This window comes from Pseudomonas sp. HMSC065H01 (genome assembly GCF_001815235.1).
In the GTDB taxonomy this organism is placed as follows: domain Bacteria; phylum Pseudomonadota; class Gammaproteobacteria; order Pseudomonadales; family Pseudomonadaceae; genus Pseudomonas; species Pseudomonas aeruginosa.
Genome location: NZ_KV819937.1, coordinates 247,773 through 270,036 on the forward strand (window position 1 = coordinate 247,773; position 22,264 = coordinate 270,036).

Here is a 22,264-nt window from a genome sequence, read left to right on the forward strand (position 1 = left end):
GGCGGCGGTGGTCAAAGGATGTAGCGGGACAGGTCCTCGTCCTCGGCCAGCTCGCCGAGGTGGCTGTTGACGTAGCCGGCATCGATCAGGATCGGCTTGTCGCTATGCTCGCTGGCCAGGTCGGCGGCGCTGAACGAGACCTCTTCCAGCAGCCGCTCGAGCAGCGTATGCAGGCGGCGGGCACCGATGTTCTCGGTCTTCTCGTTGACCTGCCAGGCGATCTCGGCAAGGCGCTTGATGCCGTCCTCGGCGAACTCGATGGCCAGCCCCTCGGTCTTCAGCAGCTCGCGGTACTGCTCGGTGAGCGAGGCATGCGGCTCGGTGAGGATGCGCTCGAAATCGTTCGGACTGAGGGCCTTGAGCTCCACGCGGATCGGCAGGCGGCCCTGCAGCTCGGGAACCAGGTCGCTCGGCTTGCTCAGGTGGAAGGCGCCGGAGGCGATGAACAGGATGTGGTCGGTCTTGACCATGCCCAGCTTGGTGTTCACCGTGCAGCCCTCGATCAGCGGCAGCAGGTCGCGCTGTACGCCCTCGCGGGAGACGTCGGCGCCGCCGGCGTTGGCGCGCTTGGCGATCTTGTCGATCTCGTCGATGAAGACGATGCCGTGCTGCTCGACCGCCTCCAGGGCGCGTGCCTTGAGCTCTTCCTCGTTGACCAGGCGCACCGCCTCTTCGTCGCGGATCAGCTTCAGGGCCTCGGCGACCTTCAGCTTGCGGGTCTTCTTCTTGCCCTTGCTCATGCCGGAGAACAGGTTCTGCAACTGGTTGGTCATCTCCTCCATGCCGGGCGGGGCCATGATCTCCACGCCGGCCGGGTTGTCGGCCACCTCGATGTCGATTTCCTTGTCGTCCAGCTGGCCTTCGCGCAGGCGCTTGCGGAACAGCTGGCGGGTGTTGCTGTCCTCGCGTGCCGGCTCGTCGCCGAAGCCCATGGCGGGACGCGCGGCCGGCAGCAGGGCATCGAGGATGCGCTCTTCGGCGGCGTCCTCGGCGCGATACTTGACCTTCTGGATCTCCTGTTCGCGGAGCATCTTCACCGCGGCGTCGGCGAGATCGCGGATGATCGATTCGACGTCGCGTCCGACATAGCCGACCTCGGTGAACTTGGTCGCCTCGACCTTGATGAACGGCGCGTTCGCCAGGCGCGCCAGGCGGCGGGCGATCTCGGTCTTGCCGACGCCGGTGGGGCCGATCATGAGGATGTTCTTCGGTGTTACCTCGGCGCGCAGCTCGGCCGGCAGTTGCATGCGTCGCCAGCGGTTGCGCAGGGCGATGGCGACGGCGCGCTTGGCGTCGTCCTGGCCGATGATGTGGCGGTTGAGTTCGTGGACGATCTCGCGGGGCGTCATGGACATTCGTTTACTCCAGCGGGGGACGAGCGCTTCAGACGGCGCTGTCCAGCTCCTCGATGGTCAGGTTCTGGTTGGTGAAGACGCAGATCGAGCCGGCGATGTTCAGCGCGGTCTCGGCGACTTCCCGAGCGCTCAGCTCGGCGTTGTGCTGCAGTAGGGCCAGGGCCGCGGCCTGGGCGAAGCCGCCGCCGGAGCCCATGGCGATCAGGCCGTGTTCGGGTTCGACCACGTCGCCGTTGCCGGTGATGATCAGCGAGGCATCCTTGTTGGCGACCGCGAGCATGGCTTCGAGGCGGCTCAGGGAGCGGTCGGTGCGCCAGTCCTTGGCCAGTTCGACGGCGGCGCGGACCAGGTGCCCCTGGTGTTTCTCCAGTTGCTGCTCGAAGCGCTCGAACAGGGTGAAGGCATCGGCGGTGGCGCCGGCGAAACCGGCCAGTACCTGACCGTGATACAGGCGCCGGACCTTCTTGGCGTTGCCTTTCATCACGGTGTTGCCCAGGGAAACCTGGCCGTCGCCGCCCATGACGACTTTGCCGTTGCGGCGGACAGATACGATGGTGGTCAAGGGGGAAATCTCCACACTGCGGGGCCGAATGCCCGGAATGCTGGGAGATATAGGGGCGATCCGCGGCTTTTCAACCGCACGCACCGCCGTGCGTCGGAACGCACGGCGTGGCCCGCGTTCAGCGGGCCTTGCGTTGCTGTAACAGCAGGTTGCTGAAGCCGTTGGAGGACAGTGTCTTCTGCGCCTGGGACAACTGGTCGCGGCTGTTGAACGGGCCGACCATCACCCGGTACCAGGTCTCGTCGCGGACGTTGCCGGCCTCGACGTTCACCGACTGCCCGAGCAGGATGATCTGCGCGCGCACGCGGTCGGCGTCGGACTGCTTGCGGAACGAGCCGGCCTGCAGGAAGAACTGCGTGCTGGCGGCGACCACCGCTTTCGGCAGCGGCGGTGGCACCTGCCCGGCGAGTGCGGCCTTGGCCCGCGCTTCGTCGGCCTTGGCCAGCTCGGCGGGGGTGGGCGGCGGCGGGGCCTTCTCCGGTACCGCTTCCGGCGGCACCACGACCTCGGACTCCGGCAGCAGGGTGTAGAACTCGTACTTCGGCTTGGCCTGGGCCGGCGTCTGCGTTTGTGCGGGCTGCTGGGCCTGGCCGTTCTGCTGCGGCTGCTTGCCCTGCACGGCGGCCGGGCGCTGGGCGTCCGGGCGTTCGCGCTGGACGTCCTTGCGCCCGGGTTCGAGCTTCATCAGGAACATGATGAAGCCGCCGATGGCCAGGCCGGCGACCAGCCAGACCCAGCCGGGAACGCCGTTCTTCGCGGCGGGCGCCTGGTAGCGGCTGGCGCCGCGCTTGGGGGCGGGTTTCTTCTTTGCCATGGGGGTTCCCGGACTCCTGTTCGGGCGGGTTCGATTACATGCGTTCCAGAGTCTTCAGACCGAGCAGCTCCAGGCCCTGTTCCAGGGTACGGCCGGTCAGCGCGGCGAGACGCAGGCGGCTGTCCTTCTGCGCCGGGTCCTCGGCGGTGAGGATCGGGCAATGCTCGTAGAAGCTGGAGAACAGCCCGGCCAACTCGTACAGGTAGGCGCAGAGCAGGTGCGGCACGCCCTTGAGCGCGACGTTGTTGATCAGGTCGCCGAACTGCGCCAGCTGTGCGGCCAGGGCCAGCTCCTGGGGCTGCTCGAGGACGATCTTCCCGCCCAGTTGCTCGCGGCCCTGGCCGAGCTTGCGGAAGACGCTGGCCACGCGGGTGCAGGCGTAGAGCAGGTAGGGTGCGGTGTTGCCTTCGAAGCTCAGCATCAGTTCGAAGTTGAAGCTGTAGTCGCTGGTGCGGTGCTTGGACAGGTCGGCGTACTTCACCGAGTCGATCCCCACCACCCGGCCGATCTCGCGCAGCTGGACCTCGTCGAACGGCTCCTCGCCACGCTCGGCGCGCTGCTCGTTGCGTTCCTTGACCAGCGCATAGGCGCGGCTCTCGGCCTCTTCCAGCAGGTCGATCAGCTTCACCGTACCGCCGTCGCGGGTCTTGAACGGACGGCCGTCTGCGCCGTTCATGGTGCCGAAGCCCATGTGCTCCAGCTCTATGCCGGCCGGAACGAAACCGGCGCGCCGCGCCACTTCGAAGACCTGCTGGAAGTGCAGGGCCTGGCGCTGGTCGACGAAGTACAGCACGCGGTCGGCGTGCAGCACGTTGTGCCGATAACGCATGGCGGCGAGGTCGGTGGTGGCGTAGAGGTAGCCGCCGCCGGCCTTCTGCACGATCACCGGGAGCGGATTGCCCTCGGCGTTCTTGAACTCTTCGAGGAAGACGCACAACGCGCCGTTGTCTTCGGTGAGCAGGCCCTTGGCGGTCAGGTCGGCGACCACCTGGGCGAGGTCGTCGTTGTAGGCGCTCTCGCCCATGACGTCGGCCATGCTCAGCTTCACGCCGAGACGGTCGTAGACCTTCTGGCAGTGCGACAGGGAAATCTCGTTGAAGCGGGTCCACAGGCGCAGGCAGTCGGGGTCGCCGGCCTGCAGCTTGACTACCAGTTCGCGGGCGCGGTCGGCGAATTCGGGAGACTCGTCGAAGCGTTTCTTCGCCGCGCGGTAGAAGACCTCCAGGTCGTGCAGCTCGGCCTCGGCGTCGACCGGTTGCTCTTCCAGGTAGGCGAGCAGCATGCCGAACTGGGTGCCCCAGTCGCCGACATGGTTCTGCCGGATCACCGTGTCGCCGAGGAACTCGAGGACGCGCGCGACGGCGTCGCCGATGATGGTCGAGCGCAGGTGGCCGACGTGCATTTCCTTGGCCAGGTTCGGCGAGGACAGGTCGATCACCACGCGCTGCGCCGGGCCTGCCTTGCGCACGCCGAGACGTTCGTCGGCGAGGGCGCGGTCGAGGCTGGCGGCGAGCCAGACGTGATCCTGGAAGAAGTTGAGGAAGCCGGGACCGGCGATCTCCACCTTGGCCAGTTGCTCGTGGGCGGGGATTGCCTCGACCAGCCTGGCGGCCAGGTCGCGCGGCTTCATCCCGGCCGGCTTGGCCAGCATCATGGCGATGTTGCTGGCGAAATCGCCGTGGCTACGGTCCTTGGTGTTCTCCACCTGGATGTCCGGGGTCAGGCCGGCGGGCAGGGTGCCGTCCGCGGTCAGTTGGTCGAGGGCTTGCTGGATCAGCTGGCGAATCGTGTCTTTCATCGTTCTCTCCGTGCTCGCGGGCAGAGGGGCGGCGCGCGACGGTCGGGCAGGGGAAGGGCCGGCGGATGCGGCGCTCCGAAGTTCACTCCCCGCGATGTGCGCGGGGTGGCCGGTCGAGGCTCAGAACCGCGCATTATCCGTGGGCGGACAGGCGTTGCCAACCGTTGCGGCGATTAGCCGACAGTTTGCGCCGGACATCGCGGATTCCGGCTGACCCCAGTCAAGCGGGGCGTCTTCCTGGAAGGCGCTCAGAACAGGTCGATCGGATCGATATCGAGCGACCAGCGCACCTGGCGCCCGCCGGGCAACTGTTCGAGGCTCTGCAGCCAGGGCGTCAGCAGGCGATGCAGCGGCGCCCGGCTCATGCACTGCAGCAGCAGTTGCGCGCGGTGCTTGCCGGCACGCCGCTCCATGGGCGCGGGCACCGGCCCGAGCAGTTCCACCTCCGGTCCGCCCATCTGCTCGAGCAATTGCTCGGCGGCACTGCAGGCGCTGTCGAGGAAGGCTTCCGCCTGGCCCGGCTTGTGCGCTTCGGCGCGCAGCAGGGCGAGGTGGGCGAAGGGCGGCAGGCCGGCGGCGCGGCGTTCGCTGAGGGCCTGTTCGGCAAAGGCGAAGTAGCCGTCCTCGGTGAGCTGGACCAGCAGCGGGTGATCGGCCAGGTGGGTCTGGATCAGTACCCGTCCGGGCTCCTCGGCGCGTCCTGCGCGGCCGGCGACCTGGACGATCTGCTGGGCCATGCGTTCGCTGGCGCGGAAGTCGGCGGAAAACAGGCCGCCATCGGCATCGAGGATCGCCACCAGGGTGACCCGTGGGAAGTGGTGCCCCTTGGCGAGCATCTGGGTGCCGACCAGGATGCATGGCTCACCGCTGTTGATGGTGGCGAAGAGGTCGCGCATGGCGTGCTTGCGCGAGGTGCTGTCGCGGTCGATGCGCAGCACCGGATGGTTCGGGAAGAGAATCCGCAGGCGTTCCTCGGCGCGCTCGGTGCCGGCGCCTACCGGGCGCAGGTCGAGCTTGCCGCATTGCGGGCAGTTCATCGGCGGCCGCTGGCGGTGGTCGCAGTGGTGGCAGCGCAACTCGCCGCTGCCCTGGTGCACGGTCATCCGCGCGTCGCAGCGCGGGCATTGGCTGATCCAGCCGCAGTCGTGGCAAAGCAGGGTCGGAGCGAAGCCGCGGCGATTGAGGAATACCAGGACCTGCTGGCCGGCCGCCAGGGTATCGCCGATGGCCTGTTGCAGCGGACGGGAAAGGCCGGCGTCGAGCGGCATGCTCTTCACGTCGAGGCGGATGAACTTCGGCGGGTGCGCGCCACCGGCGCGCTGGGTCAGGCGCAGCAGGCCGTAGCGGCCGGCCTGGGCGTTGTGCAGGCTTTCCAGGGCGGGCGTGGCCGAACCGAGCAGGATCGGCACATTCTCCAGGCGCGCGCGTACCAGTGCCAGGTCGCGGGCGTGGTAGCGCAGGCCGTCCTGCTGTTTATAGGAGGCGTCGTGTTCCTCGTCGACGATGATCAGTCCCGGTCGCTTCAGCGGCGTGAACAGTGCCGAGCGGGTGCCGATGACGATGTCGGCCTCGCCATCCCGGGCGGCGAGCCAGGCGTCGAGGCGCTCGCGGTCGGTCAGGGCCGAATGCAGCAGGGCGATGCGCGCGTTGAAGCGGCGTTCGAAACGCGCCAGGGTCTGCGGGCCCAGGTTGATCTCGGGAATCAGCACCAGGGCCTGGCGGCCTGCGGCCAGGGTTTCGCGGATCAGTTGCAGGTAGACCTCGGTCTTGCCGCTGCCGGTGACCCCGGCCAGCAGGAAGCAATGGAAACCGCCGTGGCTGGCGCGAACCGCCTCGAAGGCGGCGCGCTGCTCGGGGTTCAGCGGCAACTCCGCCTGGGCCAGCCAGCCGCCTTCGCGCGGCGGGGTGCTGTGGCGCCGCACCTCCAGTTCGACCAGGCCTTTTTCCTTGAGCAGGTCGAGGCTGTCCTTGTTTATTTCCAGTTGGTTCAGCAACTCATGGGAAACCCCGTGCGGATGCTGCTTGAGAATCGCCAGGGCCTGGCGCTGGCGCGGCGCTCGGGCCAGGCGCGGATCGTCGAGGCTGGATTGCGCGGTGGCATGCCAGAAGCGCTGCTGGCGCGCCTCGGCCGGCTCGCCCTGGCGCAACAGGTTGGGCAGCGCCCAGGACAGGGTGTCGCCGAGGCTGTGCTGGTAGTACTGGGCGGTCCAGCGACAGAGTTCGAGCAGGTGCGCCGGCATCGGCGGCTTGGCGTCGAGTACCCTGAGGGCAGGCTTGAGCTTGTCTTCGGGTACTTCGGAACGGTCCGTCACCTCTATCAGAACGCCAACCAGCTCCCGGCGCCCGAACGGCAGCAGCAGGCGAATCCCCGGCTGTAGGGCGCTGCGCGGAATGCCGCGGGGCGCGCGGTAGTCGAACAGGCGGCGGAGTGGCGAAGGCAGGGCTAGGCGTAGGATCAGGTCTGACACTCAGCGGCTTCCGGGGATGAAGGAAACGAGGACTGGGCCGGCGATGTTAGCAGACGACCGGCGGGCGGGGTCGCTTGCATAGATGAATCGGTCTGGTATGATCCACGCCCTTAATTACGTGCGGTGCCTGGTAAACGCGCTGGGTGGCGGCACACAACGCCTCGAGGATTGAATCATGAAAGCGGACATCCATCCGACTTACGAAGCTATCGAAGCTACCTGCAGCTGCGGTAACGTCATCAAGACCCGTTCCACCCTGTGCAAGCCGATCCACCTGGACGTGTGCTCCGAATGCCACCCGTTCTACACCGGCAAGCAGAAGGTGCTGGACACCGGCGGCCGTATCGACCGCTTCAAGCAGCGTTTCGGCGTATTCGGCGCCACCAAGTAAGCCGCTTGCCGCGAACGCGCGCAATGCTACTTGTCGCTGTACCGAGAAAGGCGTCCCTGGTGGGCGCCTTTTTCATGTCCGTGGTTTCCGCCTTCGCCGGTGCGGCGGAGGCCTGCCGGCCTACCGGCGCCTTGCAGAACGTCGAGGTGGCGCGGGTGGTGGACGGCGATACCGTGCGCCTGCGCGATGGCCGCAGCGTGCGGCTGATCGGTATCAACGCGCCTGAGCTGGCGCACAACGGTCGCACCACCGAGCCCTTCGCCGAAGCCGCGAAGCAGCGACTGCAGGCGCTGGTATCGGCCAGCGACGGGCGTCTCGCCCTGCAGCCGGGCCGCCAGGCCCGCGATCACTACGGGCGGACCCTGGCGCACCTGTTCGATGCCAGCGGCGCCAACCTCGAGGCGCGCCTGCTCGGCGAGGGCCTGGGCTACCTGGTGGCGGTCGCGCCGAACACCGAGCTGACGGCCTGTCAGCAAGCGGCGGAACGTGCAGCGCGTTCGGCTAATCTGGGTGTATGGAAGCGTTCGCCGGTGCTTTCGCTCGATCGACTGGCGCAGAGCGGCTTCGCCGTGGTCCGCGGGCGGGTGCTCGAGGTCGAACGCAACCGGGGCGGTATCTGGCTGGAGATGGACGGTCCGCTGGTCCTGCGGATCGAGCCGAAGGTGCTCAAGGCGTTCGATGCGAAACGGGTGATGCAGATGGCGGGACGTTCGCTGGAAGTGCGTGGCTGGGTGGTCGATCGTTCCCGCCGTGGCGCTGTGCCGGCCGGCAAGGCGCGCTGGCAGATGTCGGTGACCGATCCGGCGATGCTGGAATGGTTGCCATGAAGACCGCCTGGCTCCTGCTGCTGTTGCTGGGAGTCGGCGCGCTGGGCGGCTGCGCGGTGAACCCGGCCACCGGCAAGAGCGATTTCGTGATGATGAGCGAGCAGCAGGAACTCGGCATGGGCGCTCGCTACAACCAGGAAATCCTCAAGCAGTTCCCCCGCTACAACGATGAAAAGCTCCAGGCCTACGTGCAACGGGTAGGCGAGCGGGTCGCCCGCAGCAGCCACCGCAGCAATCTGCAATATCATTTCACCGTCATCGATTCGCCGGACATCAACGCCTTCGCCCTGCCGGGCGGCTACATCTATATCCATCGCGGACTGATCGCCTACCTTGGCTCCGAGGCCGAACTGGCCGCGGTGCTCGGTCATGAGGTCGGCCACGTCACGGCGCGCCACAGCGTGCGCCAGCAGAGCCAGGCCAGCGCCTGGAACATCCTTGGCCAGGCGGTGGCGATCGGCACCGGGGTCGGTGCCGCCGGCGACCTGGCCAACGTGCTCGGCACGGCCTTCGTCCGCGGCTACGGGCGTGACATGGAACTGGAAGCCGATGGTCTCGGCGCTCAGTACCTGGCCCGCGCCGGCTACGATCCGACGGCGATGATCCAGGTGGTGCGGGTGCTGAAGAACCAGGAGGACTTCGCTCGCGAAGAGGCTGCGCGCAATGGCCAGGCGGTACAGGCCGGCGGCTACCACGGGTTGTTCGATACCCATCCGGACAACGACCGGCGTCTGCAGGAAGTGGTCGGCCCGGCCCGGCAACTGGCCAACGGACAGCAGGAAGTGGGGCGCGAGGTCTTTCTTCGCCATCTGGAAGGCATGCCGTTCGGCGACTCGGCATCGGCCGGGGTGCGTCGCGGGCAGAACTTCTACCATGCCGAGCTGGACTTCACCCTGAGCTATCCGGCGGGCTGGAAGATCCTCAACCAGCCCAGTGCCCTGCTTGGCTATCCGGCGGACGAGCAGTCGTTCATCGGCATGAAGCTGGTGCCCCATGATTCCCGCCTGACGCCCGCGGAGTTCCTGCGCAAGAACGCCGGGCAACGGCTGGCCCAGGAGGAGTCGCTGAAGCAGGCCGGGCTCAACGGCTACACGGCGGTGGTGCCAGGCAACCCGGCGCGACGGGTTGCTGTGATCTACCAGGGCGACCGCGCCTACCTGTTCGTCGGCGTGGTCAAGGTCGGTTCCCTGGAGACCCAGGACGACCGCTTCCTCAGCGTGATCCGCAGCTTCCGTCCGCTGCGCGACAAGGAGCGGGCCCTGGCGCAGCCGCGACGCCTGCACCTGGTGCAGGTCAAGGCGGGGCAGACGCTGGAGCAATTGGCGGCTGGCGGCGAGGGGTCATTGAGTGACTCCGTGGCTCGTCTGCGTCTGCTGAATGACCTTTATCCGAGCGGTGAACCCCGTCCGGGCGATTGGCTTAAAGTCGTACGCTAGAGGTCTTGACAGCCGGGTCCTGACGATCTTGTGGGGCGTCGTCTTCTTGCGTATGCTCGGTCGCCCCGTCTGTCCAACAAGCAATAAAGCGGAAGTGCCCAAATGTCCGATCTTAAAACCGCTGCCCTCGAATATCACGCACAACCCCGTCCGGGAAAACTGAGTGTCGAGCTGACCAAACCCACCGCTACCGCCCGGGACCTGTCCCTGGCCTACAGCCCGGGTGTCGCCGAGCCGGTGCGTGAAATCGCCCGCGATGCCGAGCTGGCCTACCAGTACACCGGCAAGGGCAACCTGGTGGCAGTGATTTCCGACGGCACCGCGATTCTCGGCCTGGGTAACCTCGGCCCGCTGGCCTCCAAGCCGGTGATGGAAGGCAAGGGTGTGCTGTTCAAGCGCTTCGCCGGCATCGACGTGTTCGACATCGAGGTCGACGCCGAGAGCCCGCAGGCTTTCATCGATACCGTCAAGCGTATTTCCATCACCTTCGGCGGTATCAACCTCGAGGACATCAAGGCTCCCGAGTGTTTCGAGATCGAGCGCGCGCTGATCGAACAGTGCGACATCCCGGTGTTCCACGATGACCAGCACGGCACCGCCATCGTGACCGCGGCGGGCATGCTCAACGCGCTGGAACTGACCGGCAAGAAGCTGGAAGAAGCGAAGATCGTCTGCCTCGGCGCCGGCGCTGCCGCCATCTCCTGCATGAAGCTGCTGGTGAGCATGGGCGCCAAGGTCGAGAACATCTACATGATCGACCGCAAGGGCGTGATCCACGCCGGTCGCGACGACCTGAACCAGTACAAGTCGGTGTTCGCCACCGAGACCGACAAGCGCACCCTGGCCGACGCCCTGGAGGGCGCCGACGTGTTCGTCGGCCTGTCCGGCGCCAACCTGCTGGAGCCGGAAGACCTCAAGCGCATGGCGCCGAACCCGATCGTGTTCGCCTGCTCGAACCCGGACCCGGAGATCAAGCCGGAACTGGCCCATGCCACCCGTAACGACGTGATCATGGCTACCGGTCGTTCCGACTATCCGAACCAGGTCAACAACGTGCTCGGTTTCCCCTTCATCTTCCGTGGTGCCTTGGACGTACGTGCCACGCGCATCAACGAAGAGATGAAGATCGCCGCCGCCCTGGCCCTGCGCGACCTGGCCAAGCAGCCGGTCCCGGAAGACGTCTGCGCCGCCTATGGCGTGGACAAGCTGGAATTCGGCCGCGAGTACATCATTCCGAAGCCGATGGACAAGCGCCTGATCACCGTGGTCTCCGATGCCGTGGCCAAGGCTGCCATCGAGACCGGCGTGGCTACCCTGCCGTATCCGAAGAACTATCCGCTGAAATCGGTGGACGACGTCTTCAACGGCTGATCGATCGATCCGCCGGATAAAAAGAAACCCCGCCTTGGCGGGGTTTCTTTTTGCCTGCGCCTCGCGCTCCCGTCGTCGCCAACGAAGCGCAGGCGCCGGCCGGTTCAGAACAGGTCGATCGGCGCGCCTTCGTCATCCGGCAGCGGGCTGCCAGGGAAGCTGCCTGGCGGCAGTTCATTGACCGAGGGCGGGGTATCCTCGTTCTTGAACATCTCGAAATAGGCGCCGGGAGTGCCCGGCGCGGCCGAACGGCCGGTCACCGGGTCGATGCGCAGGCTGACGATGCCTGGCGGCTCGGCCATGGTGTGCATCGGCTTGTCCTTGAGGGCGAAGCCCATGTACCTGATCCAGATCGGCAGCGCGACGGTACCGCCGTACTCGCGGCGACCCAGGGTCTCCGGCTGGTCGAAGCCGACCCAGACGCTGGTCACGTAGTCGGAGTTGTAGCCGGAGAACCAGCCATCCTTGGAATCGTTGGTGGTGCCGGTCTTGCCGGCCAGGTCGGTGCGCTTCAGCGCCAGGGCGCGACGCCCGGTACCGCGCTTGATCACGTCCTGCAGCATGCTGGTCATGATATAGGCGGTACGGGCATCGATGATCCGCTCGGCCGGGGTCGGCTCGAAGGTGGTCTGGGCCTTGGCGGCGACTTGCTGGGCTTCGATCGAACCTTCGCCTTCGGCGCTCTCCGGATGCTCGGGGTCACCAGGATTCCCGGCGTCTTCCGCATCCGGCGCAGCGACCTGTTCTTCCACCGGCACGCGGGGCGGATTGGCCTGGTACAGCACCTGTCCGTCGCGGCTCTCGATGCGTTCGATGACGTACGGATTGACCTTGTAGCCGCCGTTGGCGAATACGCTCCAGGCGCCGGCGATTTCCATCGGTGTGACTGTCGCGGTACCCAGGGCCAGGGAGAAGTTGCGCGGCAGTTCGTCGCGCTGGAAGCCGAACTTGGTGATGTAGCTGATCGCCCGCTCGATGCCCAGGCCCTGCAGGACGCGGATCGAGACCATGTTGCGGGACTTGTACAGGGCTTCGCGCAGCGGGATCGGGCCGAGGAAGGTATTGGTGTCGTTCTTCGGTCGCCAGACCTTGTCCAGGTACTCGTCGACGAACACGATCGGCGCATCGTTGACCAGGCTGGCGGCGGTGAAGCCGTTGTCCAGGGCCGCGCTGTAGATGAACGGCTTGAAACTGGAGCCCGGCTGGCGCTTGGCCTGGATCGCGCGGTTGTAGTTGCTCTGCTCGAAGGAGAAGCCGCCGACCAGCGAGCGGATCGCCCCGTCCTTCGGGTCGAGGGAGATCAGCGCGCTCTGTGCGGCGGGAATCTGTACGAAGCGCAGGGTGCCGTCTTCCTGGCGCTGCACGCGGATCTGGTCGCCGGCCTGGGCCACGTCGGCGGGCTGGCGCGGCATCGAGCCCATGCTGTTGTTGCTGAGGAAGGGGCGTGCCCATTTCATGCTGTCCCAGGTCACGGCTTCTTCCTTGCCGTCGCGGGTCATCACCATGATCCCGCTCTTTTCCACCTGGGTGACGATCGCCGGCTCCAGGCCGCCGATGCTGCGCTGCTGGCCCAGGTGCTTGAGCCAGGCGTCGCGGGTCTGGCCCGGCAGGCGGGTCTCCGGGCCGCGGTAGCCGTGGCGCTGGTCATAGTCGATGAGGCCGTCGCGGACCGATTGGCTGGCGGCGTTCTGCAGGTCGCTGCGGACCGTGGTGATGACCTTGTAGCCCTCGGTATAGGCCTCGCTGCCGTAGCGGCCGACCATCTCGGCACGGGCCATCTCGGCGATGTAGGGCGCATTCAGTTCGGGGGTCTGCACGTGGTAGGAGGCGTTGATCGGCTCCTCGACGGCGGCCTGGTAGCGTTGCTGGTCGATGAAGCCGAGCTTGAGCATGCGCTCGAGGATCCAGTTGCGCCGCTCCGTACTGCGGGTCGGGTTGACCAGCGGGTTGTAGCGCGAGGGCGCTTTCGGCAGGCCGGCGATCATCGCCATCTCGGCCAGGCTCAAGTCTTTGATCGGCTTGCCGTAATAGACCTGTGCGGCAGCCTCGATGCCATAGGCACGGTTGCCCAGGTAGATCTTGTTGACGTAGAGCTCGAGGATCTCGTCCTTGGTCAGCTGTCGCTCGATCTGCAGGGCCAGGAGGATTTCATTGATCTTTCGCGAGAAGCTTCTTTCATTGGTAAGGAAGTAGTTCTTCGCTACCTGCATGGTGATGGTGCTGCCGCCAGTCTGGATGTGACCGCTTTTCAATAATTGCGCGGCGGCGCGCATTAGGCTTTTCACATCGACGCCATAATGGTTGGCGAAATTGTCGTCCTCGGCGGACAGCAGGGCATGGATGAAGTCCTGCGGGATGTCGGCGAAGCGGATCGGCGTCCGGCGCATCTCGCCGAACTCGGAGATCAGCTTGCCGTCCTCGCTGTAGACCTTGAGGGGGATCTGCAGCTGGACGTTACGCAGAGCTTCCACCGAGGGCAGGCTGGGACTCAGATAGAGATAGGCGCCGCTGAAACTGAGCAGCACTCCACAAATCAGGGTGACGCAAGTCCACCACAGGAACTTCAGCAGGCGCATGGGTAGATTCGGATTTCCAGGAAAAAGAAAGAGTTAAGCGAATAGGACAGGAAAAAGGCAAAAGCTGTTCACATTATAAGCAATTTTTCTGTGACCTAGCCATTTGCCTGGCCTTCGGCTCTGGTATCTAATGTGAAAAAAGAAGAATCGTTCGTAAGTATTGAACGCTAATAGGGAATTGGTCGTGCTAGGGCTCATAAAGAAGAAAGCGAACACCTTGCTGGGGATCGACATCAGCTCGACCTCGGTAAAGCTCCTTGAGTTGAGCCGCTCCGGAGGCCGCTACAAAGTGGAGGCCTATGCCGTCGAGCCGCTTCCGCCGAATGCAGTCGTGGAAAAGAACATCGTCGAGCTGGAAGGGGTCGGCCAGGCGTTGTCACGGGTGCTGGTCAAGGCGAAAACCAACCTGAAGTCGGCCGTGGTCGCCGTCGCCGGTTCGGCGGTGATCACCAAGACCATCGAGATGGAGGCCGGGCTTTCCGAGGATGAACTGGAAAACCAGCTGAAGATCGAGGCCGACCAGTACATCCCCTATCCGCTGGAGGAAGTCGCCATCGACTTCGAGGTCCAGGGACTCTCCGCGCGCAATCCCGAGCGCGTGGACGTACTCCTGGCCGCCTGTCGGAAAGAGAACGTCGAGGTTCGCGAAGCGGCCCTGGCGCTGGCCGGCCTGACCGCCAAGGTGGTCGACGTCGAGGCCTACGCGCTGGAGCGCTCCTATGCGCTGCTGAGCAGCCAGCTGGGTGCCGACACCGACCAGTTGACCGTGGCGGTAGTGGACATCGGCGCGACCATGACCACCCTGAGCGTCCTGCACAACGGACGCACCATCTATACCCGCGAACAGCTGTTCGGCGGTCGCCAGCTCACCGAGGAGATCCAGCGGCGTTACGGACTCTCGGTGGAGGAAGCCGGTCTCGCCAAGAAGCAGGGCGGTCTTCCGGATGACTACGACAGCGAAGTTCTGCGTCCGTTCAAGGACGCCGTGGTGCAGCAGGTTTCCCGCTCGCTGCAGTTCTTCTTCGCCGCCGGACAGTTCAACGACGTCGACTACATCGTCCTGGCGGGCGGTACGGCGTCTATCCAGGATCTCGATCGGTTGATCCAGCAGAAGATCGGCACCCCGACCCTGGTCGCCAACCCGTTCGCCGACATGGCGCTGAACGGCAAGGTGAATGCCGGCGCCCTGGCCAGCGACGCTCCGGCGTTGATGATCGCCTGCGGCCTGGCGTTGAGGAGTTTCGACTGATGGCACGGATCAACCTTCTACCCTGGCGCGAAGAGCTGCGCGAGCAGCGCAAGCAGCAGTTCCTGGTGATTCTTGGCGGCGTCCTGGTGGCATCGGCTGCGCTGGTATTCCTTGGCGACCAGTACTTCACCGCGGCCATCGAGAACCAGAACGCCCGCAACGACTTCCTGCGCAAGGAAATCGTCGTACTCGACGCCCGGATCAAGGAAATCAGCGAACTGAAGTCGCGGCGCCAGCAATTGCTCGAGCGGATGAAGATCATCCAGGACCTGCAGGGCAACCGTCCCATCATCGGACGGGTGTTCGACCAGCTCGTGCGGACCTTGCCCGACGGCGTGTATTTCACCGACCTGAAGATGACCGGCAAGAACATCGCCATCGCCGGCGCGGCCGAGTCCAACAACCGCGTTTCCAATCTCATGCGCAACATGGACGCGTCCGAGTGGTTGACCGCCCCGACCCTGAACGAGGTCAAGGCGGTGACCCAGGGCGCGGTGGACCAGGCCAACGTGTTCCAACTGACCGTGCAGCAGACGCAGCCCGGCGAGGAAGACGCCAAGGCGAAGCATGGGGTTGCGCAAGGAGCCAAGAAATGAGTCTGGCCAGTTCCCTGGAAAGTCTGCGCAAGATCGATATCAACGATCTCGACCTGAACAACATCGGTTCCTGGCCGGCGGCGGTCAAGGTCATCGTCTGCGTGCTGCTGACCGCGGCGGTCCTGGCGCTGGGCTACAACTTCCATCTGAGCGACATGCAGGCTCAGCTCGAACAGCAGGCCGCGGAAGAGGAGACGCTCAAGCAGCAGTTCTCCACCAAGGCCTTCCAGGCCGCGAACCTGGAAGCCTACAAGGCACAGATGAAGGAGATGGAAGAGTCCTTCGGTGCCTTGCTGCGGCAGTTGCCCAGCGACACCGAGGTACCCGGGCTGCTCGAGGACATCACTCGTACCGGCCTGGGCAGCGGCCTGGAGTTCGAGGAAATCAAGCTGCTTCCCGAGGTTGCCCAGCAGTTCTACATCGAGCTGCCGATCCAGATCAGCGTGGTCGGCGGCTACCACGACCTGGCGACCTTCGTCAGCGGCGTGTCCAGCCTGCCGCGGATCGTCACCCTGCATGACTTCGAGATCAAGCCGGTCGCGCCCGGCAGCACGTCCAAGCTGCGCATGAGCATCCTGGCCAAGACCTATCGCTACAATGACAAGGGGCTGAAGAAATGAGAGCCCGCCTGATTCTGAGCAGCCTGCTGCTCGCCAGCCTGGCCGGATGCGGCGGCGGTTCCGATTTCGCCGATCTGCAGTCCTACATGGACGAGGTTCGCGCCCGACCCAAGGGCACCATCGAGCCGTTGCCGAAGTTCCAGCCGTACGAGGCCTTCACCTATAGCGCCGCGTCGCTACGCAGCCCGTTCCAGCCGCCGGTGAAGATCGACCTGACCGTGCGGCAGAAGGGCAACAAGGTGATCAAGCCCGACGAGACGCGGGTCAAGCAGTTCCTGGAAGGCTTCAACATCGAGACCTTCGAGATGGTCGGCACCCTGTCCAACGCCCAGGGCACCTTCGCCCTGGTGAAGGGCGCGGGTGGCGTGCACCGGGTGAGGGTCGGGGACTACCTGGGGCGCAACGACGGCAAGGTCGTCGGCATCAGCGAAGGAAAAATAGACGTGATCGAAATCGTTCCTGACGGAGAGGGGAACTGGCTGGAGCGTCCGCGCAGCCTGACTCTCAAGGAACGCTCCTGAGGGCGGGGAAAAACATGCATAACCAACAGCAGTCTGTACAACGGAGTCGGACGATGAACAGTGGCCTCTCGCGCCTCGGGATCGCTTTGCTGGCCGCCATGTTCGCGCCGGCATTGCTCGCCGCGGACCTGGAGAAACTCGACGTGGCGGCGCTGCCTGGCGACCGGGTCGAGCTAAAGCTGCAGTTCGACGAGCCCGTCGCCGCGCCGCGTGGCTATACCATCGAGCAGCCGGCGCGAATCGCCCTCGATCTGCCGGGGGTGCAGAACAAGCTCGGCACCAAGAACCGCGAGCTGAGCGTGGGCAATACGCGCAGCGTCACGGTGGTCGAGGCGAAGGATCGCACACGGTTGATCATCAACCTGACCGCGCTGTCGTCCTACACCACCCGGGTGGAAGGCAACAACCTCTTCGTGGTGGTCGGCAATTCGCCGACCGGCGCCAGCGTCGCTTCCACCGCTCCGGTCAAGGCAAGCCCGGCTCCGGCCAGCTATGCCCAGCCGATCAAACCCAAGCCGTACGTGCCGGCGGGTCGTGCCATCCGCAACATCGATTTCCAGCGTGGCGAAAAGGGCGAGGGCAACGTGGTCATCGACCTGTCCGACCCGACCTTGAGCCCGGATATCCAGGAGCAGGGCGGCAAGATCCGCCTGGACTTCGCCAAGACCCAGCTGCCGGATGCGCTGCGGGTTCGCCTGGACGTCAAGGACTTCGCCACGCCGGTGCAGTTCGTCAACGCCAGCGCGCAATCCGACCGTACCAGCATCACCATCGAGCCGAGCGGGCTCTACGACTACCTGGTCTACCAGACCGACAATCGCCTGACCGTCAGCATCAAGCCGATGACCACGGAAGATGCCGAGCGGCGCAAGAAGGACAATTTCGCCTATACCGGCGAGAAACTGTCGCTGAACTTCCAGGACATCGACGTGCGTTCGGTACTGCAACTGATCGCCGACTTCACCGACCTGAATCTGGTGGCCTCGGATACCGTGCAGGGCAATATCACCCTGCGCCTGCAGAACGTGCCGTGGGACCAGGCGCTGGACCTGGTACTGAAGACCAAGGGCCTGGACAAGCGCAAGCTCGGCAACGTACTGCTGGTGGCCCCGGCCGACGAGATCGCCGCCCGTGAGCGCCAGGAGCTGGAAGCGCAGAAGCAGATCGCCGAGTTGGCGCCACTGCGCCGGGAACTGATCCAGGTGAACTACGCCAAGGCCGCGGACATCGCCAAGCTGTTCCAGTCGGTGACCAGCGATGGTGGCCAGGAAGGCAAGGAAGGCGGGCGCGGCTCGATCACCGTCGACGACCGCACCAACAGCATCATCGCCTATCAGCCCCAGGAGCGACTGGACGAACTGCGGCGGATCGTTTCGCAGCTGGATATTCCGGTGCGCCAGGTGATGATCGAGGCACGCATCGTCGAGGCCAACGTCGGTTACGACAAGAGTCTCGGTGTGCGCTGGGGCGGCGCTTATCACAAGGGCAACTGGAGCGGCTACGGCAAGGACGGCAATATCGGGATCAAGGACGAGGACGGCATGAACTGCGGCCCGATCGCCGGTAGCTGTACCTTCCCGACCACGGGTACCAGCAAGTCGCCGTCGCCGTTCGTCGACCTCGGTGCCAAGGATGCTACCTCCGGGATCGGCATCGGCTTCATCACCGACAACATCATCCTCGACCTGCAACTGTCGGCGATGGAAAAGACCGGCAACGGCGAGATCGTCTCCCAACCCAAGGTCGTGACCTCGGACAAGGAAACCGCGAAGATCCTCAAGGGCTCGGAAGTCCCCTACCAGGAGGCCAGTTCCAGCGGCGCTACCAGCACCTCGTTCAAGGAAGCCGCGCTGTCCCTCGAGGTGACCCCGCAGATCACCCCGGACAACCGGATCATCGTCGAAGTGAAGGTGACCAAGGACGCGCCGGATTACCAGAATATGTTGAACGGCGTACCTCCTATCAACAAGAACGAGGTCAACGCCAAGATCCTGGTCAACGACGGCGAGACCATCGTCATCGGCGGCGTGTTCAGTAACGAGCAGAGCAAGTCGGTGGAGAAGGTGCCGTTCCTCGGCGAACTGCCTTACCTGGGGCGGCTGTTCCGGCGTGATACCGTCACCGACCGGAAAAACGAACTTCTGGTTTTCCTGACACCGCGGATCATGAATAATCAGGCCATCGCAATCGGTCGCTGATATCGAACAACGTGGTCAACCTGATCCTCGTCGGCCCGATGGGTGCTGGAAAGAGCACCATCGGGCGCCTGCTCGCCAAGGAGCTGCATCTCGCGTTCAAGGACTCCGACAAGGAGATCGAACAGCGGTGCGGCGCGAATATCCCATGGATCTTCGATGTCGAGGGCGAGGTCGGTTTCCGCGAGCGTGAGCAGGCCATGCTCACCGAACTCTGCGCCGCCGACGGCATGGTGATCGCCACCGGCGGCGGGGCGGTGATGCGCGACGGTAACCGCCAGGTGCTGCGCGCCGGTGGCCGGGTTGTGTACCTGCATGCCTCGGTCGAGCACCAGATCGCGCGCACGGCGCGGGACCGCAACCGCCCCTTGTTGCAGAAGCCCAACCCGGGACAGATCCTCCGCGACCTGATGGCGCTGCGCGACCCGCTCTACCGCGAAATCGCCGATGTGGTGGTGGAGACCGACGAAAGGCCGCCGCGCCTGGTCGTCCAGGAAATTCTCGAACGCCTGCGCAAGTTGCCGCCCCGCTGAGGCGCGGCGAATTGCGTTATCCTATTGCCCTTTCCTGTCTGGGGGCCTCATGCGCACACTTCACGTCGATCTAGGCGAGCGTAGCTATCCCATTTACATCGGTGAAAACCTGCTGGGCGACGCCCGCTGGTTCGCGCCGCATATCGTCGGTCGCCGGGTCGCGGTGATCAGCAACGAAACGGTCGCTCCTCTCTATCTGGAAACTCTGCTCAAGGCACTGCAAGGCCACGAGGTCACCCCTGTGGTGCTGCCCGACGGCGAGGCCTACAAGCAGTGGGAAACCCTGCAACTGATCTTCGATGCCCTGCTGAAGGAGCGGCATGACCGCAAGACTACCCTGATCGCCCTGGGCGGCGGCGTCATCGGTGACATGGCCGGTTTCGCCGCGGCCTGCTACCAGCGTGGGGTCAACTTCATCCAGGTGCCGACCACCCTGTTGTCCCAGGTCGACTCCTCGGTGGGCGGCAAGACCGGGATCAACCATCCGTTGGGCAAGAATATGATCGGTGCGTTCTACCAGCCCCAGGCGGTGGTCATTGACACCGCGTCGCTGAAGACGCTGCCGTCCCGCGAGCTGTCCGCCGGGCTGGCGGAGGTGATCAAGTACGGTTTCATTTGCGACGAACCGTTCATCACCTGGCTGGAAGAGCACATGGATGCCTTGCTGGCACTGGAGCCGACCGTTGTCACCGAGGCCATCGAGCGCTCTTGCGCGGCGAAGGCCCGCGTGGTGGGCGCCGACGAGCGCGAGTCGGGCGTGCGTGCCACGCTGAACCTCGGCCATACCTTCGGTCACGCGATCGAGACCCAGCAAGGTTACGGCGTCTGGTTGCACGGCGAAGCGGTAGGGGCGGGAACCGTGATGGCACTCGAGATGTCGCATCGGTTGGGTTGGCTGAGCGCCGCCGAGCGCGATCGCGGTATCCGTCTGCTGCGCCGGGCTGGCCTGCCCGTGGTACCGCCGGCCGAGATGACGGCGGAAGATTTTATGGAACACATGGCCGTCGACAAGAAAGTGCTCGATGGCCGCCTGCGTCTGGTTTTGCTGCAAGGACTGGGGAATGCCGTGGTCACCGGCGATTTTCCCCGTGAGATCTTGGACGCGACCCTGCGCACCGACTATCGGGCCTTGGCCGACCAGCTTGGAGATGAATGAGGTCCCATGACCAGCTTGCATGCCGATGAGGCCTTCCTGGGCCACTACCAATTCAGTCACGACCCGTTCGCGCCGCGCGTTCCGGGTTTCAAGTTCTTCCCGGCGCAGCGCAAGCCGGTGCTCGGCCAGTTGCACCATCTGGCCCGCTACAGCCAGCTCCTGCTGCTGGTCACCGGGCCCCTGGGCAGCGGCAAGACCCTGCTGCGCCAGGCGCTGGTGGCCAGCACCAACAAGGATGCGGTCCTCAGCGTGGTGATCTCGGCGCGCACCGCCGCCGACGAGACTTCGTTGCTGCGCCAGGTGGCGCAGGGCCTGAGCATCAACCAGGCGAGCCTGGAGGCGATCCTGACCAAGGTGGCGCAGCTGGCGATCACCGGGCAGGACGTCTACCTGATGGTGGACGATGCCGAGCAGCTCCAGGACAGCGCGCTGGAAGTGCTGTTGCTGCTGGCTTCCGGCACCAACGAGGGACGCCTGCATGTATTCCTGTTCGGTGAGCCGTCGTTGCTGCCGCGCCTGGAGGTGTTTTCCGAGGGTGAGGAGCGCTTCCATGCCATCGAGTTGCAGCCATACAGCGAAGAGGAAACCCGCGACTACCTGGCCCAGCGTCTCGAGGGCGCCGGGCAGGGCATCGAGCTGATTTCCAACGACCTGCTGGTGGACATCCACGAGCAGTCGGAAGGCTGGCCGGGAGCGATCAACCAGGTCGCCCGCGATGCCCTGATCGAAGCGATGCTGGCCAATCGTGGCGCAGCGCGCAAGGCAACCGGAGGGTCTTTCAACTTGCCCAAGAAGCATCTGGTGATTCTTGCGGTCGTGGCCATCGGCGTGATCGCCGCCTGGTTCATGCAAGGCAAGAGCAAGCCGGAGGCGCCGCAGACCGCCTCTACCGAATTGTCCATGAATGGCGCTACGCCGGCCCAGGCCCAGCAGCCGGGCAGCGGCCCGGCCGTGGAGTTCAACGGCTCCAGCCAGCCGTTGCCGCTACCGTTGGTCGGCGAGTCGCAGCCGGTCATTCGCGAGCCGCTGGCCCAGGCCGCCGGGCAAGGTGGCGACGACGAAGGCGGCCTGCCGTCCGCCGCGGTGCCGCCTACCGTTTCCAGCTCGGCTCCTCCGGTGACGCCGCTGGCCAACAACGGCGTCACGCCGATGCATCCGGTGCCGCCGGCGCCGACCGAACCGACCGCGCCTGCGGCGACCCCGACTCCGGCGCAGACCCCGGCACCGGCCGCGCCGGTCGCCAGCGCCCCGGCCAGCAAGCCGGCCCCGGCCCCCGCTCCGGCCAAGCCGGCGGCGAGCAAGCCGGCCACCACCGCCGCGGCGAAGCCGGCCCCGGCTCCGGCCGCCAAGCCGGCCAGCGGTGGCGGTGCGGGAAGCCAGTGGTATCGCAACCAGTCTGGTGGTAACTTCGCCCTGCAGATCCTCGGTACCGGCTCCGAAGCCAATGCCCAGGCGTTCATTCGCCAGCAGGGCGGCGGCGATTTCCGCTACTTCAAGAAAACCCTGCAAGGCAAGCCGTTCTACGTCGTCACCTATGGCAGCTTCCCGAATCGTGCCGCCGCCCTGGCCGCAGTGAAAAAACTGCCGTCCAAGGTGCAGGCCGGCAAGCCGTGGCCGCGTACCTTCGCCAGCATCCAGCAGGAGATCGGCCAGGCGCATTGATCCGACCTGTCGTCGCCTCTTGACGAAACTCGCTAGTCGTTAGCATGACTGGTGGGTTTCGTCTTTCATTTTGGCGACATTGAATTTCATTTTCTCGCCGCAAAATTTGTGAGGCCTTGTGCACCTATGTACAA

The 22,264-nt window shown here is 65.3% G+C and carries 18 protein-coding genes; 12 read left to right on the forward strand and 6 right to left on the reverse strand.

All coding sequences use genetic code 11. The features are described 5' to 3' along the window. Positions 1-11: 11 nt before the first annotated feature. From hslU to HMPREF3014_RS30730, 5 genes are all read right to left on the reverse strand, one after another. The gene (gene hslU, locus HMPREF3014_RS30710) at positions 12-1,355 is read right to left on the reverse strand and encodes an ATP-dependent protease ATPase subunit HslU (protein ID WP_003095854.1); all 1,344 of its coding nucleotides are present in this window, start codon (positions 1,353-1,355) and stop codon (positions 12-14) included. Positions 1,356-1,383: 28 nt separating this feature from the next. Then, entirely contained in the window at positions 1,384-1,917 is a 534-nt protein-coding gene (hslV, locus tag HMPREF3014_RS30715; protein WP_003095852.1) for an ATP-dependent protease subunit HslV, read from the reverse strand. Between the two features lie 118 nt (positions 1,918-2,035). Continuing rightward, positions 2,036-2,731 carry an SPOR domain-containing protein gene (locus tag HMPREF3014_RS30720; protein WP_003095850.1) on the reverse strand — a complete coding sequence of 232 codons (696 nt, stop codon included), beginning with the start codon at positions 2,729-2,731 and terminating at the stop codon, positions 2,036-2,038. Positions 2,732-2,765: 34 nt separating this feature from the next. Beyond that, entirely contained in the window at positions 2,766-4,529 is a 1,764-nt protein-coding gene (gene argS / locus HMPREF3014_RS30725; protein WP_023087873.1) for an arginine--tRNA ligase, read from the reverse strand. 248 nt (positions 4,530-4,777) lie between these two features. After that, positions 4,778-6,997, reverse strand: coding sequence for a primosomal protein N' (locus tag HMPREF3014_RS30730; RefSeq protein WP_003110891.1), 2,220 nt, complete (start codon positions 6,995-6,997; stop codon positions 4,778-4,780). 175 nt (positions 6,998-7,172) lie between these two features. Here HMPREF3014_RS30730 and rpmE point away from each other — a divergent pair, with 175 nt between their 5' ends. The 4 genes from rpmE to HMPREF3014_RS30750 all read left to right on the forward strand — a co-directional run bounded on the left by rpmE (position 7,173) and on the right by HMPREF3014_RS30750 (position 11,022). Continuing rightward, entirely contained in the window at positions 7,173-7,388 is a 216-nt protein-coding gene (gene rpmE, locus HMPREF3014_RS30735; protein WP_003095846.1) for a 50S ribosomal protein L31, read from the forward strand. 59 nt (positions 7,389-7,447) lie between these two features. Beyond that, positions 7,448-8,215, forward strand: a complete 768-nt coding sequence (locus HMPREF3014_RS30740; protein WP_003103280.1) for a thermonuclease family protein — start codon at positions 7,448-7,450, stop codon at positions 8,213-8,215. Further along, positions 8,212-9,651 (forward strand): M48 family metalloprotease, encoded by a 1,440-nt coding sequence (locus HMPREF3014_RS30745; RefSeq protein WP_003095844.1) that lies wholly within the window; start codon positions 8,212-8,214, stop codon positions 9,649-9,651. Before HMPREF3014_RS30740 ends, HMPREF3014_RS30745 begins: the two co-directional genes overlap by 4 nt. A gap of 102 nt (positions 9,652-9,753) precedes the next feature. After that, on the forward strand, positions 9,754-11,022 hold the full coding sequence (locus HMPREF3014_RS30750) for a malic enzyme-like NAD(P)-binding protein (RefSeq protein ID WP_023087872.1): 1,269 nt from the start codon (positions 9,754-9,756) through the stop codon (positions 11,020-11,022). 104 nt (positions 11,023-11,126) lie between these two features. Here HMPREF3014_RS30750 and HMPREF3014_RS30755 read toward each other — a convergent pair whose 3' ends face one another. Continuing rightward, positions 11,127-13,598: a penicillin-binding protein 1A gene (locus tag HMPREF3014_RS30755; RefSeq protein WP_016562439.1), complete on the reverse strand. Its 2,472-nt coding sequence runs from the start codon at positions 13,596-13,598 to the stop codon at positions 11,127-11,129. A 184-nt stretch (positions 13,599-13,782) separates the two neighbouring features. Between HMPREF3014_RS30755 and pilM the strand changes: the two genes are divergently transcribed. The 8 genes from pilM to HMPREF3014_RS30795 are packed head-to-tail and all read left to right on the forward strand — an operon-like array spanning position 13,783 to position 22,130. Further along, complete coding sequence (pilM, locus tag HMPREF3014_RS30760) at positions 13,783-14,847, forward strand: type IV pilus assembly protein PilM (RefSeq protein ID WP_003110888.1); 1,065 nt, start codon at positions 13,783-13,785, stop codon at positions 14,845-14,847. Then, on the forward strand, positions 14,847-15,443 hold the full coding sequence (pilN, locus tag HMPREF3014_RS30765; RefSeq protein ID WP_003095839.1) for a type 4a pilus biogenesis protein PilN: 597 nt from the start codon (positions 14,847-14,849) through the stop codon (positions 15,441-15,443). Before pilM ends, pilN begins: the two co-directional genes overlap by 1 nt. Beyond that, complete coding sequence (gene pilO / locus HMPREF3014_RS30770; protein ID WP_003103268.1) at positions 15,440-16,063, forward strand: type 4a pilus biogenesis protein PilO; 624 nt, start codon at positions 15,440-15,442, stop codon at positions 16,061-16,063. The genes pilN and pilO overlap by 4 nt, the downstream gene beginning before the upstream one ends. Continuing rightward, a complete protein-coding gene (pilP, locus tag HMPREF3014_RS30775; protein WP_003095836.1) occupies positions 16,060-16,584 on the forward strand; it encodes a type 4a pilus biogenesis lipoprotein PilP in 525 nt (174 codons plus the stop codon). The genes pilO and pilP overlap by 4 nt, the downstream gene beginning before the upstream one ends. Before the next feature lie 53 nt (positions 16,585-16,637). Next, on the forward strand, positions 16,638-18,782 hold the full coding sequence (gene pilQ / locus HMPREF3014_RS30780; RefSeq protein ID WP_023087871.1) for a type 4a pilus secretin PilQ: 2,145 nt from the start codon (positions 16,638-16,640) through the stop codon (positions 18,780-18,782). Between the two features lie 11 nt (positions 18,783-18,793). Continuing rightward, a complete protein-coding gene (aroK, locus tag HMPREF3014_RS30785) occupies positions 18,794-19,312 on the forward strand; it encodes a shikimate kinase AroK (protein ID WP_003095833.1) in 519 nt (172 codons plus the stop codon). Positions 19,313-19,361: 49 nt separating this feature from the next. Beyond that, positions 19,362-20,468 (forward strand): 3-dehydroquinate synthase, encoded by a 1,107-nt coding sequence (gene aroB / locus HMPREF3014_RS30790; RefSeq protein WP_003107839.1) that lies wholly within the window; start codon positions 19,362-19,364, stop codon positions 20,466-20,468. A gap of 6 nt (positions 20,469-20,474) precedes the next feature. Then, complete coding sequence (locus HMPREF3014_RS30795; RefSeq protein ID WP_003141778.1) at positions 20,475-22,130, forward strand: AAA family ATPase; 1,656 nt, start codon at positions 20,475-20,477, stop codon at positions 22,128-22,130. Positions 22,131-22,264: the final 134 nt, after the last annotated feature.